The 15,487-nt window shown below is 58.2% G+C and carries 19 protein-coding genes; 8 read left to right on the forward strand and 11 right to left on the reverse strand.

Annotation, left to right across the window (positions count from 1 at the left end; genetic code table 11):
- Positions 1–62 precede the first annotated feature (62 nt).
- Positions 63–1,001, forward strand: coding sequence for a polyphosphate kinase 2 (gene ppk2 / locus ACR0AY_RS12920; protein WP_170395648.1), 939 nt, complete (start codon positions 63–65; stop codon positions 999–1,001).
- Positions 1,002–1,052: 51 nt separating this feature from the next.
- Here the strand turns inward: ppk2 and ACR0AY_RS12925 are convergent, their stop codons facing one another.
- Together ACR0AY_RS12925 and rpsU are read right to left on the reverse strand one after the other, a co-directional pair.
- Positions 1,053–2,288 (reverse strand): CAP domain-containing protein, encoded by a 1,236-nt coding sequence (locus ACR0AY_RS12925; RefSeq protein WP_170733543.1) that lies wholly within the window; start codon positions 2,286–2,288, stop codon positions 1,053–1,055.
- Between the two features lie 296 nt (positions 2,289–2,584).
- Complete coding sequence (gene rpsU, locus ACR0AY_RS12930; protein WP_005614280.1) at positions 2,585–2,791, reverse strand: 30S ribosomal protein S21; 207 nt, start codon at positions 2,789–2,791, stop codon at positions 2,585–2,587.
- Positions 2,792–2,902: 111 nt separating this feature from the next.
- Between rpsU and ACR0AY_RS12935 the strand changes: the two genes are divergently transcribed.
- Together ACR0AY_RS12935 and ACR0AY_RS12940 are read left to right on the forward strand one after the other, a co-directional pair.
- The gene (locus ACR0AY_RS12935) at positions 2,903–3,595 is read left to right on the forward strand and encodes a COQ9 family protein (protein ID WP_480454239.1); all 693 of its coding nucleotides are present in this window, start codon (positions 2,903–2,905) and stop codon (positions 3,593–3,595) included.
- A gap of 72 nt (positions 3,596–3,667) precedes the next feature.
- On the forward strand, positions 3,668–4,654 hold the full coding sequence (locus ACR0AY_RS12940) for an NAD(P)H-quinone oxidoreductase (protein WP_170513806.1): 987 nt from the start codon (positions 3,668–3,670) through the stop codon (positions 4,652–4,654).
- 15 nt (positions 4,655–4,669) lie between these two features.
- Here ACR0AY_RS12940 and ACR0AY_RS12945 read toward each other — a convergent pair whose 3' ends face one another.
- On the reverse strand, positions 4,670–5,527 hold the full coding sequence (locus ACR0AY_RS12945; RefSeq protein ID WP_170408392.1) for a DUF2189 domain-containing protein: 858 nt from the start codon (positions 5,525–5,527) through the stop codon (positions 4,670–4,672).
- A 214-nt stretch (positions 5,528–5,741) separates the two neighbouring features.
- On the opposite strand from ACR0AY_RS12945, the gene ACR0AY_RS12950 reads away from it, so the two are divergent.
- Positions 5,742–6,725, forward strand: a complete 984-nt coding sequence (locus ACR0AY_RS12950; protein ID WP_170423639.1) for a quinone oxidoreductase family protein — start codon at positions 5,742–5,744, stop codon at positions 6,723–6,725.
- 41 nt (positions 6,726–6,766) lie between these two features.
- Here ACR0AY_RS12950 and ACR0AY_RS12955 read toward each other — a convergent pair whose 3' ends face one another.
- From ACR0AY_RS12955 to ACR0AY_RS12990, 8 genes are all read right to left on the reverse strand, one after another.
- Positions 6,767–7,300: a porin family protein gene (locus tag ACR0AY_RS12955; protein WP_170395659.1), complete on the reverse strand. Its 534-nt coding sequence runs from the start codon at positions 7,298–7,300 to the stop codon at positions 6,767–6,769.
- A 261-nt stretch (positions 7,301–7,561) separates the two neighbouring features.
- Positions 7,562–8,035, reverse strand: a complete 474-nt coding sequence (locus ACR0AY_RS12960; RefSeq protein WP_170395661.1) for a YHS domain-containing (seleno)protein — start codon at positions 8,033–8,035, stop codon at positions 7,562–7,564.
- A 172-nt stretch (positions 8,036–8,207) separates the two neighbouring features.
- Positions 8,208–8,483: a hypothetical protein gene (locus ACR0AY_RS12965; protein ID WP_170513807.1), complete on the reverse strand. Its 276-nt coding sequence runs from the start codon at positions 8,481–8,483 to the stop codon at positions 8,208–8,210.
- Positions 8,480–9,085, reverse strand: a complete 606-nt coding sequence (gene plsY / locus ACR0AY_RS12970) for a glycerol-3-phosphate 1-O-acyltransferase PlsY (RefSeq protein ID WP_170513193.1) — start codon at positions 9,083–9,085, stop codon at positions 8,480–8,482. The genes ACR0AY_RS12965 and plsY overlap by 4 nt, the downstream gene beginning before the upstream one ends.
- Positions 9,085–10,365, reverse strand: coding sequence for a dihydroorotase (gene pyrC, locus ACR0AY_RS12975; protein ID WP_170513810.1), 1,281 nt, complete (start codon positions 10,363–10,365; stop codon positions 9,085–9,087). Before pyrC ends, plsY begins: the two co-directional genes overlap by 1 nt.
- Entirely contained in the window at positions 10,362–10,748 is a 387-nt protein-coding gene (locus ACR0AY_RS12980) for a hypothetical protein (RefSeq protein WP_480454241.1), read from the reverse strand. Before ACR0AY_RS12980 ends, pyrC begins: the two co-directional genes overlap by 4 nt.
- Entirely contained in the window at positions 10,733–11,251 is a 519-nt protein-coding gene (locus ACR0AY_RS12985) for a hypothetical protein (protein WP_170423643.1), read from the reverse strand. The genes ACR0AY_RS12980 and ACR0AY_RS12985 overlap by 16 nt, the downstream gene beginning before the upstream one ends.
- A complete protein-coding gene (locus ACR0AY_RS12990) occupies positions 11,248–12,183 on the reverse strand; it encodes an aspartate carbamoyltransferase catalytic subunit (RefSeq protein ID WP_170423645.1) in 936 nt (311 codons plus the stop codon). Before ACR0AY_RS12990 ends, ACR0AY_RS12985 begins: the two co-directional genes overlap by 4 nt.
- A gap of 758 nt (positions 12,184–12,941) precedes the next feature.
- On the opposite strand from ACR0AY_RS12990, the gene ACR0AY_RS12995 reads away from it, so the two are divergent.
- From ACR0AY_RS12995 to moaB, 4 genes are read left to right on the forward strand one after another with little or no spacing between them, the layout of a single operon-like run.
- The gene (locus ACR0AY_RS12995) at positions 12,942–13,706 is read left to right on the forward strand and encodes a uracil-DNA glycosylase (protein WP_170514155.1); all 765 of its coding nucleotides are present in this window, start codon (positions 12,942–12,944) and stop codon (positions 13,704–13,706) included.
- Positions 13,703–14,302, forward strand: coding sequence for a metallophosphoesterase (locus tag ACR0AY_RS13000; protein WP_170423648.1), 600 nt, complete (start codon positions 13,703–13,705; stop codon positions 14,300–14,302). The genes ACR0AY_RS12995 and ACR0AY_RS13000 overlap by 4 nt, the downstream gene beginning before the upstream one ends.
- Positions 14,299–14,919 (forward strand): LysE family translocator, encoded by a 621-nt coding sequence (locus ACR0AY_RS13005; protein WP_480454244.1) that lies wholly within the window; start codon positions 14,299–14,301, stop codon positions 14,917–14,919. The genes ACR0AY_RS13000 and ACR0AY_RS13005 overlap by 4 nt, the downstream gene beginning before the upstream one ends.
- A gap of 6 nt (positions 14,920–14,925) precedes the next feature.
- On the forward strand, positions 14,926–15,468 hold the full coding sequence (gene moaB, locus ACR0AY_RS13010; protein ID WP_170513813.1) for a molybdenum cofactor biosynthesis protein B: 543 nt from the start codon (positions 14,926–14,928) through the stop codon (positions 15,466–15,468).
- Positions 15,469–15,487: the final 19 nt, after the last annotated feature.

Consider the following 15,487-nt stretch of genomic DNA (forward strand, 5'->3'; position numbering starts at 1 on the left):
ACGACCTCGGCACTTTGCGCTGACACTCCGTGGTTACACTGGCCGTGTACGGTCCGAACCCGATGAACGATAAGGAGCAGACCTTGGCTTACGAAAACAACAGCACGCCGAAAGATTGGCTGGAAGCTGAACTGGAAGACACGCTGGACGAAGATTTCGAGATCGAATTCAGCGAACCCATGCTTTCGATGGAAGTGCGCAAGATTTACAAGGACCAGCATCCTGACATGCTGGATCGCAAGGTCTATTTTCGCAACCTTTTGCGGCTGCAGGCTGAACTTATCAAAGTTCAGGATTGGGTGGTCCATACAGGGGCCAAGGTCTGTATTCTATTTGAAGGGCGCGACAGCGCCGGGAAAGGGGGCGTGATCAAGCGGATCACGCAGCGTTTGAACCCTCGTGTAGCGCGTGTGGTCGCCTTGCCTGCACCCAGCCGACGCGAACAAAGCCAGTGGTATTTTCAGCGCTACGTGCCCCATTTGCCTGCGGCCGGTGAGATCGTGTTCTTCGATCGGTCCTGGTACAACCGCGCTGGTGTTGAACGCGTGATGGGATTTGCCAACGAGGATCAGGTCGAACAGTTCTTTCAGGACGTTCCTGAATTCGAACGGATGCTGGTGCGGTCGGGGATTATCCTGCTGAAATACTGGTTCTCGATTACAGACGAAGAACAGCAATTGCGATTCCTGATGCGTATTCACGATCCGATGAAGCAGTGGAAACTGTCACCGATGGATCTGGAATCCCGCATCCGGTGGGAGGCATACACCAAGGCCAAAGAGGATATGTTCTTTCGCACCAACATATCCGAGGCGCCTTGGTATATTGTTGAAGGCAACGACAAGAAACGCGAACGGCTCAATTGTATCGAGCACCTGCTGACCAAGATCCCCTATGAGGATGTGCCGCAGGAAAAGGTCAATCTGCCGGATCGGCGCTATAACCCCGAATACGAACGGCGCATTTTGCCGGATGAGCTACACGTGCCTAAGATATATTGATTTGGCAGGAAAGTGGTGCGGGAAAAGGATCCCCGCACCTGAACGGTTTGATTAACCCCAATCAAATCCGCAGTTCGTTTCGAAAACAAACACGCCGCACATGTCGTCATTCATGTCTTCGACTGTGGCTTCAACGGTTTCGATCATGTCGTCAGCGAAGTCGGTGTCGAACACCAGATCGAAATCATCCATCTCCGGGGTCGTGTCAGCCTGCTGCACCGGAGACCATTCGAACTGGTCAAATTGGGCTTGCAGCGCATTAACAAACGCTTCGATCCCGGCAAGGAAGGCCTGAACGTCAAAGCAGTCCGCGCCCGGTGCACCATTGTCAACGACAACTTCAGGTGTTTCTGGCTCGGGTTCTTCGACCTCGGTGACGTCGGTCTCCGGAGTTTCGGGTTCCTCGACCTCGACGACTTCAGTATCCGGCACATCGGGTTCCGGGTCTTCAACTTCAGTCACATCGGTATCAGGCGTTTCCGGCTCTTCAGTTTCGGTCACGTCTGTTTCCGGAGTCTCCTCAACCGGGTCCTCGGTCTCGGTAACCTCAGTTTCTGGCGTTTCGTCTGCCGGTTGCTCGGTTTCCGTCACATCGGTGTCGGGTGTTTCGTCCGATGGTTCTTCGGTTTCGGTGACGTCTTCCTCCGGGGTCTCCTCTGCCGGTTCTTCGGCATCGGGAACTTCCGCTACCGGTGTTTCGTCAACTGGTTCCTCAGTCTCGGTCACATCGGTTTCCGGCACTTCTGGTTCGGTCGGGGTGGTAACCTCTTCCTCCTCTGGCTCAACAACTTCTTCAACCGGAGGCGTCACCGGCGGGGTGGTGCCGCCGTTATCAAGATCGACATCGCCCTGAGTCGCCGCAAAGTTCTGCGTCACCATGACAGCGTCGTACCCCTGCATGTCGCCTTCTTCGATCCCGATGCCGATATATTTGAAATCGGGGTTCAGAATGTTGGCGCGGTGACCGGGGCTATTCATCAGGTTCTGGTGCAACTGGGCGACATCATCGCTGATACCGGGTGCGCCACGCTCGGATTGCCAGGCGATGTTTTCTCCGGTGCGCCAGCTCCCGGACAGGTCGAACCCTGCGGCTTGCATCCGTTGGGTCGCGGATGAACCACCCTGACCGGTGTGGCTGAACCGGTCGGTGTCCAGCATCCAGCTGCTGTGGTCCTCGGAAGATTCGTTCAGGTTGCGTTCAAGTTCCAGGGGATCAAGACCGCGGGATGTGCGCTCTTGGTTGATCAGCGCGAGCATTTCGCGCTCGACCGTACTTGCTGTCGACATCAGTGCCTCCGTTTTTGGTTATGTCTGAGTGGACGGCCTCACTTACAGACGATCAAAGAACGCTGAATAGGGCGGGTACGGCGATGGGCGTTTTTCGGCGGCAGAATGCAACCGAACGGCGATTCGCTGCGCTGTAAAATGCCGACTGCGGCGATTGCATCAAAATCGGCAGGTTGCCGCGAGGGTAAAGCCGGGAATTGGCGGGATCATCCGCCCTAAAAACGACAAACCCCCGGGCAGGGCCTCGGGGGTCGTCAAATAGTGTCATCCAAAGCTGGACGAGTCGCAGGAAGCTCTTAGAGCAAACCTTCGCGCTGTGCTTTCTTGCGTGCCAGTTTACGGGCACGGCGGATCGCTTCAGCTTTCTCGCGCGCTTTTTTCTCGGACGGTTTCTCGAAATGTTGCTTCAGCTTCATTTCACGGAACACGCCTTCGCGCTGCAGCTTTTTCTTCAGGGCACGAAGCGCCTGATCGACGTTATTGTCGCGAACACTAACCTGCATGTGGTTGTCACCACCTTTCTAGATAGAGTTGCAAGGATTTGCAGGAAGTGGCCGTATAGCAAAGCACGCCTAACTTGTCTAGTACTGGACCCGCAGCCTCGGAGACCCGACATGACAGCAACCTATGAAGACACCAAAGAGCAGCTTCTCGATGCGATTCTGAACCATGTGCCGTTCGACGGCTGGTCGGAAACAAGCTTTCGTGCGGCCATCAGCGATTGCGATCTGGAGCCCGCGCTGGCCCGAGCGATCTGTCCGCGTGGTGCCGTCGATCTGGCACTGGCCTTTCATGCGCGCGGGGATGCCGCGATGTTGGAGCGGTTGAAATCCGAAGACCTGAGCGGGCTGAAATTCCGTGAAAAGATCGCCGCTGCCGTCCGTTTCCGCCTGCAGGCGGTCGAAGACAAAGAAGCAGTGCGCCGAGGTATGACTTTGTTCGCGTTGCCGATCCATGCCGCGGATGGGGCCAAGGCGGTCTGGGGCACCTGTGACCAGATCTGGACAGCGCTTGGCGATACTTCGGACGACGTGAACTGGTACACCAAACGTGCCACTCTGTCGGGCGTCTATTCTTCGACACTGTTGTATTGGCTGGGTGATGACAGCCCGGATTATCAGGCGACATGGGAATTCCTGGATCGGCGGATCGAGGGCGTAATGCAGTTTGAAAAGTTCAAGTCGCAGGTGAATGGCAACCCGCTGCTGAAACCGTTTCTGGCCGTCCCCAACTGGCTTGCGGGTCAGGTGAAGGCTCCGACGAAGTTGCCCGACAACCTGCCCGGTTCGCTGTCATCGGGAAAATAGTCGCAGCGTTTCCACTTGCCGCTGGGCCTCTGCGTTTTCGCCTGCTAGGCATTGGGCAAAGGAGATATGCCCATGACCCAGACAATGCGCGCTGTCGAGATCACTGAAGCTGGTGGCCCGGACGTTCTGCAACTGACGGAACGCCCGATGCCGGAACCGGCAGAGGGTCAAGTGGTTCTGAAAGTCGCGTACGCCGGGGTGAACCGTCCTGATGCGCTGCAGCGGGCAGGGGCGTATGATCCACCTCCCGGTGCAAGCGATTTGCCGGGGCTGGAAGCGTCAGGAGAGGTCGTCGCCATCGGCTCGGGTGTCGAAGGTCTGGTCGTTGGCGATCGGGTTTGCGCCCTGTTGCCCGGCGGCGGTTATGCTGAATATGTCGCAACGCCCGCCGCTCATTGCCTGCCTGTGCCTGCGGGTATGGGTTTGAAGGAAGCTGCCTGCCTGCCCGAAACCTTCTTTACTGTTTGGTCCAATGTCTTCACCCGTGGCGGCTTGAAGCCGGGGGAGCGGTTTCTGGTCCATGGCGGTTCCAGCGGGATCGGCACGACGGCTATTCAGCTGGCCAATGCGTTTGGCGCCCGCGTCTTTGCAACCGCCGGGTCGGCTGAGAAATGTGAGGCATGTATCAAGCTAGGTGCCGAAAAGGCCATCAACTATCGCGACGAAGATTTCGTGGCTGCGATGCGCGCCGAGGGCGGGGCGAACCTGATCCTGGACATGGTCGGTGGTGATTATATCCCGCGCAACATCAAGGCTTTGGCGGAAGACGGGCGGCTGGTTCAGATCGCTTTCCTGCAAGGTCCGGTGGTCGAACTGAACTTTGCGCTTATGATGGTGAAACGCCTCACCCTGACTGGCAGCACCTTGCGCCCACAAAGCGATTTGGCCAAGGCGCGCATCGCGCAAGACTTGCGTGAAGCCGTGTGGCCATTGCTTGAGGCCGGGAAGGTCGCACCGGTGATGGATTCAGAATTCGATCTTTCTGATGCCGCCGCTGCACATGCGCGGATGGAAGCATCGGGCCACATTGGCAAGATCGTTCTGAAGGTCTCTGGTTAAGCTGCTGCCATGTAGTCAGGCGACCGCCCGGCGATACAGGTGCCATGTGGCGTGGCCTAGAACGGGCATGACGACGATCAGCCCCAGCAACATCGGGATCGCGCCCAGTACCAACATCGCGGCCACAATGGCCCCCCAGGTCAAGATCACACCCGGGTTCTGACGCAAGACCCGGACCGAGGTTACGACGGCCACGGGAACGCCCACTTTGCGATCCAGCAACAGCGGAAAGCTGACCACGCTTAGCGCCAATGCGACCAGTGCAAACAGGAAACCGGTGGCGGTGCCGATGATGATCATGCTCCAGCCTGCTCCGGTGGTGAACACTTCTGTCACGAATGCCATGGCCGAGGCCGGAGGTTCTGGCCCTAGGGTTTGCGCGTAGATGCCTTGCGCGACCATCAGCCAGATCATCAATAGCATGACCAGATAGAAGCCCAATGCCAGTATGGCTCCGAAGGAAGGCGAACGGAATACGCCGAACGCGTCCAGCCAATGAACGTCTCCGCCCTGTTCCCTCTTGCGACTGATCTCATAAAGCCCGACGGCGGCGACCGGCCCGATCAGGGCAAAACCCATGACAAGCGGGGCCAGCAGGGGCACCATGTCTTTGTTGAGCCCAATACCGAACATCAGCAGACCTGCGATTGGATAGATCAGAACGACAAAGATCGCATCGGCCCGGGTTTCGAGAAAATCGTTATATCCAGCTTTCAGGCATTCGCGCAGATCCTGCAGGGTCAGCGTATGCACCGTCGGCAGAGCCTGAACATCCGCGCTGCCGATCTCGGTCACGGATTCAGTGACATGATCGCTGGTTGCCCGCAGATTTCGGGCGACCCAGGTGATTGGGTTACCGATTGTCTTGTCCATGTTCATCCCCTTTTCTGGCGTGGGTGCGCCGCGGGATGCATCCGGCGTGGCAATTCGCGTGACCGGATCAGCCGGCAACGTCTGCCCAATTACAACGTCTCGTTGCATTATAGCACATATTGCGAAATTTTGCCCGATCACCCTTGCAGAGCCGGAAGGATTGCTCTGCCGCACAGGCGTGTTAGCTTTGTTTCCACAGGCAAGGGAGGCATTCATGCAGCAGACAGCACGCACAGTCGTCATACACGAATCCGGCGGCCCCGAGGTTCTTCGGATTGAGGATCGCCCGCTTGGCGATCCCGGCCCGGGTGAGGTGCGCATTCGCCATCATGCCTGCGGATTGAATTTCATCGATGTGTACCAGCGTACCGGCCTTTATCCGCTGGAGTTGCCTCATGCGTTGGGAATGGAAGCGGCCGGAGTCGTTGAGGCGGTAGGCGAAGGCGTTACGCATCTTGCCCCCGGCCAACGCGCGGCCTATGCCGCAGGCCCATCGGGAGCATATTCCGAAGCGCGCGTGATGCCTGCAGCACAGGTTTGTCCGCTGCCCGAGAGTATCTCGTTCCGCACCGCAGCGGCCATGATGCTAAAGGGCATGACGGTCGAATACTTGTTTCACCGAACAACGCCGCTGAGGCGCGGAGATACCGTGTTGTTCCACGCGGCTGCCGGAGGTGTGGGACTGATCGCCTGCCAATGGGCGAAATCCGAAGGCATCAAACTGATCGGGACAGCGGGAACGGATGAGAAATGCAGCCTGGCGCAATTCAATGGCGCGTCACATTGCATCAACTACCGGACCGAGAATTTTGTCGAGCGTGTCGCCGAGATCACCGGAGGCAAAGGGGTTGATGTGGTGATGGACTCCATCGGTGCGGACACGTTTGAGGGATCGCTAGATTGCCTGAAACCCTTGGGCATGATGATCTCATTCGGAAACGCTTCGGGGCCAGTGCCGCCTGTCGATCTGGGAATGCTTGCGCAGCGGGGATCTCTGAAGGTGACGCGGCCAACCTTGTTCACGCATATCTCGGATCACGCCACCTGTCAGGCGATGGCGCGACGCTTGTTTGGCAAAGTGGACGGGCGCGAGGTCAAGATCCATGTCGATCAGGAGTTTCCGTTGGATCAAGTTGCTGATGCGCATCGTGCTTTGGAAGCACGACAAACCACCGGCAGCACAGTCTTGGTGCCCTAGCGGCACGGGCCCGGCGCAAATAGCCGGGCCCTACTTTCTCATCAAAACCGATATGCTACACGCAGTTGAACTGTAGTTGCGTCAACATCGACGCCCGATGAGTTGAAGTCGTCGAACTCATGATACAGAATCTCGCCTCCAACGCTGATATTGGGGGCTACGATCTGCTCATAGCCTGCGCCGATGAACCAGCCATCGTCACTGCCCAGATTATCGGTATCCGCATCGGCATAACCGGCGGTGCCATAAAGCAGGCCCTGCGGGTTCACCTTGTAGCCCGCGCGCGCTTTGAGCCGCCAGACATTCTCAACCGTGGCAGCGCCGGAAAGGTCTACGTCGCTCCAGTCATAGTCGAAGCCACCTCCGACGACCCAATCGCCCAGATCGTAATCATATCCAAGGATGATACCGCCGATCGCACCATCGCCGTCGACGCCTGATACGTTTGTGTCGATGTCCGCATAACCAAACTGTGCACCGCCGTAGAATCCAGTCCAGTTGCCTGAGGATTGCGCCATGGCGGATCCCGCGGCCAATACGGCGACCGAGGTGATCAGTGCCAATCTTCCTGTCATCGTCTCATTCCTTTCGCTCGAAACCTGCTGCCAATCAAATCTAATGGCAGCGTTATGATTGAATCTACGTTCCGGCCCTTAGGCCGGATCAGTGATGTTTTGACTGTCCCGAACAACTTTATTCTGGCCGGTGCCCCGGAGTGGGCCCACTCAGGTTGGGCTCTTTTCTCATATGGTAGATAGGGTGAAACATGATGCCTTCAAACGAAGATCGGCGGCAGATACGATCTGCCGCCGATGCACAAAGGTCTTGTCAGCGAATTATTGCTGTAGTTCAGCCGGGTCTTTGTCGGCGATGTCTTCCCAGTTCGCGCTGGCTTTCTCAACAAAGCCCGGAATGTCGCCTTCCCAACGCTCCTGAATGTCTTGTGACAGGTTCAGATACAGCTTGTTGTCGACGATTTTCCAGTAGTTCGGGTCACCATCGAACTTGAAGCCCATTGCGGTGCCAAATGCGCAATAGCCGCCGTAAGCAGGCAGATAGGCCTCTGGGTTCGCCTCAAAAGCGGCTTTGTTCTCTTCCGATGCAAAACGGTACAGGGCGTCGTTGTGCAGCGTGGTGATTTTGTAATCACCCTTGGTTGCTTCGCCAACGGTGAAATAGGCAACCGGGTCATAGCCCTGCATTGCCAATCCGGTCGAGCTTGCGTTGATTTCAACGCCAGCCGCCATTGCTGAGCTTGCGATCGCAACAGACAGCGCGACTCCGCTGATGATGGATTTGAACGTGTTCATGACTTCACCTTTCGTGAATAGGCTCGCTGAAGAGCACTGTAATTTTGCCCGGGCGAACCGGATTTGATTGTCGCGACGCCTGTAATTGGCCGTCACAAAATCCCAGTTGGGGAATGGCCCGATCACGTTCAAAGCAATCAATTGTGATTGTGCAATCACAAAGACCGGTTGTTCATTCCTGCACGTCAGGCACCAGCGCCAGGACAAAATCTATCACCTTTTCCGCAGGCATTTCGCAGGGGCGAAGCAATGCGCCGCTTTTCTGTGTTAGATAAAGGTTCAGGCTGATGTAGTCCGGGCTGCCCAGTTGATGGGCCACCAGTTTGTGAGATTTCCCACCCGCCATGATTTGATGTGAAACCACATATCTATGTGGGCCAGCCGTTCCGGTGAACGTGCCGACAGGCAGATCATGGAACGCTTTCAGCAACGCGCTGGGCGCGGTCACGATTTACCGATTCTCGGCTCTGTCCCTGCCTTGATCCGCGCAAGGTTGGCGCTGTGCCGCCAGTAAAGCAGTAGGGTCAGAGCAATTCCAAGAATGAACGTACTGCCATCTGTCAGCACCATGATCCAGGTGGTGGATAGGGCGGCGGCGGCCAGCGCACCAACGGACGAAATACGCCAGATCAGCGCTGCGACCAGCCATGTCAAACAGCAGGCGACACCCACGCGCCAGTCAAGTGCCAGCCAAAGGCCCAGAAAGGTCGCAACGCCTTTGCCGCCTTTGAAGCCCAGCCAGACCGGAAAGCAATGCCCGAGGAACGCGGCCAATGCGGCGATCTGCGCGGCATCTTCACCAGCCAAAGCGCGTGCCAGCAGAACAGCAACGGCACCCTTGGCTGCATCAAACAGCAATGTCAGCGCTGCCGCTGCCTTATTGCCGGTTCGCAGGACGTTGGTTGCACCGATATTGCCCGACCCGATTTGCCGCAGATTTCCCAGACCCATCACGCGCGCGACGATCATGCCAAAGGGTATGGACCCAAGCAGGTATCCTAACGCGGCCCACAGGATGAGCTGAGTCATTGTGCTGTCGATCAGGGGCATCAGGCTCTCCGGTACACTTCTTGTCCAGCGACAAAGGTTGCGGTGACCTTACCCTGCATCCGCTGACCGTCAAACGGTGTGTTCTGCGATTTCGATTTCAGCGTAAATCGGTCCAGAACAAAGGGAACATCCGGGTCGAACTGCACCAGATCGGCAGGCGCGCCTAGGGCCAGGCGACCGCTCTCCAACCCCAGCCGTTTGGCCGGATTGAGGGCCATGGCGCGGAACAGGGTCGGCAAGTCCAGCTGTTCGGAATGATATAGCCGAAGCGCAGCAGGCAGCAGTGTTTCCAGCGCCACCGCGCCCGAGGCCGCCTCTTCAAACGGCAGTCGCTTGCTTTCCTCATCCTGCGGCGTGTGCATCGAGCTGATCGTATCGATCAGACCGGTTCGCACCGCTTCGATCACGGCTTGCCGGTCATCTTCGGATCGCAGCGGGGGCTTGATCTTGAAGAAGGTGCGATAATCGGACACGTCCAATTCGTTCAGTGTCAAATGGTGGATTGACGTGCCTGCCGTGATGTCCAGCCCGTTGCGCTTGGCGCGTTCCAGTGCGGGCAGGGCGCGGGCCGTGGTGATCTGATCGGCGTGATAGGCGGCTCCGGTCATTTCAAGCAAGGCGATGTCACGGTCCAGTCCCATCCGCTCAGCCATAGGCGATACGGCGGGCAAGCCTCGCAGAGCGGCGAACTTGCCGCTGGTGGCTGCAGCTCCAGCGCTGAGCCCCGGCTCCTGCGGATGCGCAATGACCAGTGCGCCGCAGGATTTAGTGTAAGTTAGGGCACGAGAAAACACCTTGGTGTTGGTCACGACATGATCGCAATCGGTAAACGCCACGGCCCCTGCGTCTTGCAGGAACCCGATCTCGGTCATCTCACGCCCTTCGCGTTCTTTGGTCAGGGCGGCCATTGGCAAAACGTTGACCGGAGCGTCCGCTTGCGCGCGGCGGGTGGCGAACTCCAGCGTCTCGGGTGTGTCGACGGCAGGCAGAGTATCGGGACGGGTGACGATGGTTGTCACACCCCCTGCAGCCGCAGCCAGACCTGCGGATTTATAGCTTTCTTTGTGCCGCTCACCGGGCTCACAGACCTTGACGCCAATGTCGACAATGCCGGGGGCGAGGCACTGCCCACCGCAATCGACCACCTGCGTGTCAGCGTCTGGGGCCGTGCCTTCACCAAGCGCTGCGATCCGACCATCGGCAATCTGCAGCCAGCCGATGCTATCTGTGCCAGCTTCGGGGTCGATCAGGCGAGCGTTAGTAAAAATCAGATTGCTCATGCCATGGCCCTTTCGATTGCAGCTTTGGTGGCGGCGGGGTCCGCCTGATATTTGATCAGGTGCTTGTCGCCGCCTTTTGTGACGATCTGGACAAAGCTGCCAATGGTATTGACCGCCTGAATTTGGTTCAGCGCCACCTTACGCGGACCAGGACCAGTGAGAGTGGTGCCCGTCATTTCCCACTTGGCGACCAGTTCTTCCGAAGCCAAATACCAAGCGCGGATGGTGATGGCGGCCAACCCTGCGGGTGCGCCGGTCCAGACGTAAGGATTGCCGATCAACCATAGCACGACCATTGCGGCCGCCATTGCAAAGGCGGCGAGCCATGCGTTGGTGCGGACATAAGCGCCCTTGTCTGAGGAGAAGGTCACAGGATCAGCCACAAGGCACCTCCGACGGCGATCAGAATCAGCAAGGCAATGACGGCTGAACCGATGCGGCTTGGTTTATTATCCACTGGCGGGCTTTGCGCGGCCGAGAACGGTTTTGCGCTTTCGGTCTCAATCGTGCCGCCGGACCAGTTGGTAGCCTCTTCGGTGAACAGGCCAATCAGATGCAGGCGGAGATCGAGGGAAAGGGTTGCAGATCGACCACCCAGCGCCGCACTGCGCAGGACCATCACCCAGCCTTCAATGGCGTCCAACTTCGCGCGATCCAACTGGTCTTCCGAGACACCACAGCCTTCGCTGAGATAGCCATAAAGCCCGAGATCTTCGAGGTCGGATACCGGAAAAATGTCGATCTGTTCTGGATCCAGCCCCTCGACACCCAACACCTGATCAACAGCCCCCGGTTCGCGCAGGAATTTTGCTTCTTCCGGGCGCATGTCCAGCGAGAACAGGCGGATCACACCGCGCTCATGGGGGGCGATGATCAGATCGTTCATGCGGCTTCTCGCACGTTGCGCGCCAGCAGGTCCATGGCGGCCATGCGGACAGCAACGCCCATCTCGACCTGTTCCTGAATGACGGATCGGTTGATGTCATCGGCCAGAGTGCCGTCGATCTCGACCCCGCGGTTCATTGGACCGGGGTGCATCACGATGGCGTCTGGCTTGGCCAGCGCCAGCTTTTCAGCGTTCAGACCGTAGCGGTGATAGTATTCGCGTTCCGAGGGGATAAAGCCGCCGTCCATCCGTTCCTTCTGAAGACGCAGCATCATCACAACGTCGACGTCTTTCAGACCCTCATTTATATCATCATAGATCTCGGCCCCGAATTCCGCGAATTGCGACGGGACCAAAGTCGGTGGACCGATAAGGCGGATGCGGTTTTCCATCTTGCCTAGCAGGATCAGGTTCGAGCGCGCCACGCGCGAATGCGCCACGTCTCCGCAAATCGCGATGTTCAGCCGGTGTAGGCGGCCTTTGGCACGGCGGATGGTCAGCGCGTCCAGCAGGGCTTGCGTCGGGTGCTCATGCCGCCCGTCACCTGCGTTCAGCACGGCGCAGTTTACCTTCTGCGCCAGCAGGTCCACCGCGCCGGAATGAGGATGCCGCACCACCAGCAGATCGGGATGCATTGCGTTCAGCGTCATTGCTGTATCAATCAGCGTCTCGCCCTTTTTGATCGAACTGGCCTGCATCGCCATGTTCATCACATCCGCGCCCAATCGCTTGCCCGCAATTTCGAAACTCGCCTGCGTGCGGGTCGAGTTTTCAAAGAACATGTTGATTTGAGTCAGGCCCGACAGCACATCGGAATGCTTAGTCGATTGCCGGTTCAGATCGACATAGGTTTCGGCCAGATCAAGGATAGCGGTGATATCGGATTGCGACAGATGCTCGATGCCAAGAAGGTGACGATGGGCGAAACGCATGGGCGGGCTCCTGTCTGACAATCGGACCGCTTATAGGAAGCCATGCAGGCCAAGGCAACCTAAGGTTCCGACCCTTCGGGCAGTTTCTCGCATCCACCTTCGGGCAGGCATTGTTCGCCGGGTTTGCACCACTTGCCGTAGCCGCAATCGATAGCCTTGATCGGAACGCAGCCCTGATGAGCAGAGCATTTAAAGCCGGGTCGGCATTGCGAACCGGTTTCTTCACACAGAAACCAGCCGGGGCGCGAACATCCGCCGCCCGGCAAGCAGGATGAACCGGCTCCGCAACTCCTGCCATCGGCGCAGGTTGTGGGTGGAGCGGGGACCAAATCCGGTCTGCTGCGCTCGCATTCACCGCGTCCGTTGCAGAAGCTACCACCGGGGCAATCCAAGCGCGAGGTGCACTTATTCGCCCCAGCAGGGGCGCAACGGGTTCCTCCTGCCACGCAGCGCTCGAACGGGCCGCAGGTGCGCCCACCTCCACAATAGGTGTGTCCCGGCGGGATACAGCGGCCATCAAAGCTGCAGCGCTGGCCTGCGGGGCAACAACCGCGCCCGCATTGCAACTGTCCGGCGCGGCATTGTGTATCCCGATCAAACAGCTGCGCACTCGCCGAACCGCCAGAGGTTGCCAGCAATAGAGCAATCAGAAGGAATCGCAGAAATGACAGCATGACCCTGCCATGGTCGGTGCGACCCTGTGCCATGGCAAGGTCTATTCGCTTTCCCTCGGTCAAAAGCTGGTTAGATTGAGGGTTATGGAATCGGGCTTGGACCATCATACCGCGCGGGCGCTGCTGGAATGGCAGATCGAGCTGGGCGCAACCGAGGCGATCGGCGACGCGCCGGTAGATCGCTATGCGTTGCCGGACAAAGCGGCCAAGGCTAAGAAACCAGCTGCGGTTGAACCTGCGAAAAAACCAGAGCCGGTCGATGCCGCAGCTGTTGCAAAACAGGCGGCGAAAACCGCTGGATCGCTCGTCGATTTGCGTGCGGCGATGGAGGCGTTTGATCTTTGCGACCTCAAACGCGGCGCGCGGCAGTTGGTGTTTGCCGATGGCACCCCCGGTGCACGGGTAATGATCATCGGCGAAGCGCCCGGCCGTGATGAGGATCGCGAAGGTAAGCCCTTTGTCGGGCGCGCTGGGCAATTGCTGGACCGGATGCTGGCCGCGATTGATCTGGATCGGCGCGAGAATGTCTACATTACCAACGTGTTGCCGTGGCGGCCCCCGCAGAATCGCGATCCCAAGCCGGAAGAGATTGGCATGATGAAGCCGTTTCTGGAACGGCATGTGGCGTTGGCCAAGCCCGAGGTGCTCGTGGTGATGGGCAATATTAGCTGTCAGGCCTTGCTGGGCAAACGCGGTATCACGCGGCTGCGCGGGAAATGGGATCAGGCGCTGAACCTGCCGGTCATCCCGATGTTCCACCCGGCCTACCTGCTGCGTCAACCGCAGATGAAACGTCAGGCCTGGGCCGATTTGCTGGATTTGCAAGCAAGGCTGAGGGGCGCGGGATGAGAGTTCTGGCGTTTTCCGATCTTCATATGGCGCGCAACCGGGCCGCTGATCTGGTGGTCGCTAGCGCCGAGGCTGATCTTGTCATCGGTGCGGGGGACTTTTGCAATGCGCGGCGGGGCCTGAATGAAGCGATGCAGATGCTGTCGGGCATTGCAGCGCCGCTGATCCTGGTGCCGGGCAACGCTGAGAGCGCCGAGGAACTGACAGCCGCTGCGCCCGAAGGCGCGCATGTTCTGCACGGGACGGGCATGACATTGGATGGTCTGCGCCTGTTCGGGCTGGGCTACGGCGTGCCGGTGACGCCTTTTGGAGACTGGTCCTGCGATCTTACTGAAGCTGAAGCATCGGAACTGCTGGACCGGTGCGAGGCTGCGGATGTTCTGATCGCGCACTCTCCGCCAAAAGGATATGGGGATGTGACATCACAAGATGTGTCGGTCGGCTCGACCGCAGTTCGGGACGCGGTTGAACGCATCCAGCCCGATTTTGTCTTTTGCGGTCATATCCACGACAGTTGGGGATACCGCGGCATGCTCGGGCGGTCTCAGATCGCCAATCTGGGCCCAAAACCACATTGGTTCGAGGTAACAACGTGATCGACACAGTGACATTGATGGCCTTCATCCCAGCCGCACTGGTGCTGAATTTCACACCCGGCGCTGACATGATGTTCTGTTTCGGGCAAGGGTTACGGTCTGGGTCACGCCCAGCGATGATGGCCAGCCTCGGTGTTTCGACGGGTCTGATGGTGCAAGTTTTGCTGGCGGGGCTTGGACTTGGGGCGTTGGTATCAGCCGTGCCTTGGCTGTTTGACGTTATCCGGTGGATGGGCGTTGCTTATCTATTGGTTCTTGCATGGGGCGCAATCCGGAAAGGGGCAGTGTCGGACGATGCAGCAATCAAGCCTGCTCATTTCGCGTTTCGCGAGGGGTTGCTGGTGAACCTGACCAATCCCAAGGTCATTCTGTTTGTTTTGGCCTTTATCCCTCAGTTCGTGGACCCAGCAAACGGCCCGGTTCTGCTGCAATTCCTAACCTTTGGTGCAATTATCACCTTAGGCAGCATTCTGGTGAACGGGGTGGTCGGTATCTTTGCGGGCGGAGCAGGGCGCATTTTGATCTCAAACCCACGCGCTTCACGTATCATTGGATGGGTCACGGGCGGGATATTCGCGGCTCTTGCCATCCGGCTTGCCATTATGGAAAGGGCTTGACGACATATGTCGCGCATTGACGAAAGCATTGAGTTCATCCCCGTCCGCATTGCGGTTCTGACTGTGTCGGATACTCGCTCGCTGGACGACGACCGCTCGGGCCAGACGCTTGTCGACCGGATCGAAACGGCTGGACATTCAGTGGTGGACCGCAAGATCATTCAGGACGAACGCGCCCAGATTGCCGAGCAATTGCGCAGTTGGATCGCGGATCCTGAAATCGACGTCGTGATCTCGACCGGCGGCACAGGTCTGACGGGTCGCGATGTTACAGTCGAGGCGCACCGGGACGTTTATGAAAAAGAGATCGAAGCGTTTGGCACCGTTTTCACCATCGTGTCCATGGAAAAGATAGGTACTTCTGCCGTGCAGTCACGCGCCACAGGCGGAGTTGCAGGCGGAACCTATCTGTTTGCGTTGCCGGGCAGCCCGGGTGCCTGCAAAGACGCTTGGGATGCGATTCTGGAGAAGCAGTTCGATTATCGCCACCGGCCCTGTAATTTCGTTGAAATAATGCCCAGATTGGACGAACACCTGCGACGGAAGTAGACTGGTTCTGCGTTTAACG

This window comes from Ruegeria sp. A5 (genome assembly GCF_056543005.1).

Excerpts from the sequence above, each read along its gene's own strand:
- ACR0AY_RS12960 (WP_170395661.1), bottom strand. The coding sequence starts at position 8,035 with ATGAACACGTTCAAATCCATCATCAGCGGAGTCGCGCTGTCTGTTGCG.
- pyrC (WP_170513810.1), bottom strand. The coding sequence starts at position 10,365 with ATGAGCAATCTGATTTTTACTAACGCTCGCCTGATCGACCCCGAAGCT.
- ACR0AY_RS12995 (WP_170514155.1), top strand. The coding sequence starts at position 12,942 with ATGGAATCGGGCTTGGACCATCATACCGCGCGGGCGCTGCTGGAATGG.
- ACR0AY_RS12950 (WP_170423639.1), top strand. The coding sequence starts at position 5,742 with ATGCAGCAGACAGCACGCACAGTCGTCATACACGAATCCGGCGGCCCC.
- ACR0AY_RS13000 (WP_170423648.1), top strand. The coding sequence starts at position 13,703 with ATGAGAGTTCTGGCGTTTTCCGATCTTCATATGGCGCGCAACCGGGCC.
- plsY (WP_170513193.1), bottom strand. The coding sequence starts at position 9,085 with ATGCCCCTGATCGACAGCACAATGACTCAGCTCATCCTGTGGGCCGCG.
- ACR0AY_RS12990 (WP_170423645.1), bottom strand. The coding sequence starts at position 12,183 with ATGCGTTTCGCCCATCGTCACCTTCTTGGCATCGAGCATCTGTCGCAA.
- ACR0AY_RS12955 (WP_170395659.1), bottom strand. The coding sequence starts at position 7,300 with ATGACAGGAAGATTGGCACTGATCACCTCGGTCGCCGTATTGGCCGCG.
- ppk2 (WP_170395648.1), top strand. The coding sequence starts at position 63 with ATGAACGATAAGGAGCAGACCTTGGCTTACGAAAACAACAGCACGCCG.
- ACR0AY_RS12985 (WP_170423643.1), bottom strand. The coding sequence starts at position 11,251 with ATGAACGATCTGATCATCGCCCCCCATGAGCGCGGTGTGATCCGCCTG.
- ACR0AY_RS12935 (WP_480454239.1), top strand. The coding sequence starts at position 2,903 with ATGACAGCAACCTATGAAGACACCAAAGAGCAGCTTCTCGATGCGATT.
- rpsU (WP_005614280.1), bottom strand. The coding sequence starts at position 2,791 with ATGCAGGTTAGTGTTCGCGACAATAACGTCGATCAGGCGCTTCGTGCC.
- ACR0AY_RS12940 (WP_170513806.1), top strand. The coding sequence starts at position 3,668 with ATGACCCAGACAATGCGCGCTGTCGAGATCACTGAAGCTGGTGGCCCG.
- ACR0AY_RS12945 (WP_170408392.1), bottom strand. The coding sequence starts at position 5,527 with ATGGACAAGACAATCGGTAACCCAATCACCTGGGTCGCCCGAAATCTG.
- ACR0AY_RS12925 (WP_170733543.1), bottom strand. The coding sequence starts at position 2,288 with ATGTCGACAGCAAGTACGGTCGAGCGCGAAATGCTCGCGCTGATCAAC.
- moaB (WP_170513813.1), top strand. The coding sequence starts at position 14,926 with ATGTCGCGCATTGACGAAAGCATTGAGTTCATCCCCGTCCGCATTGCG.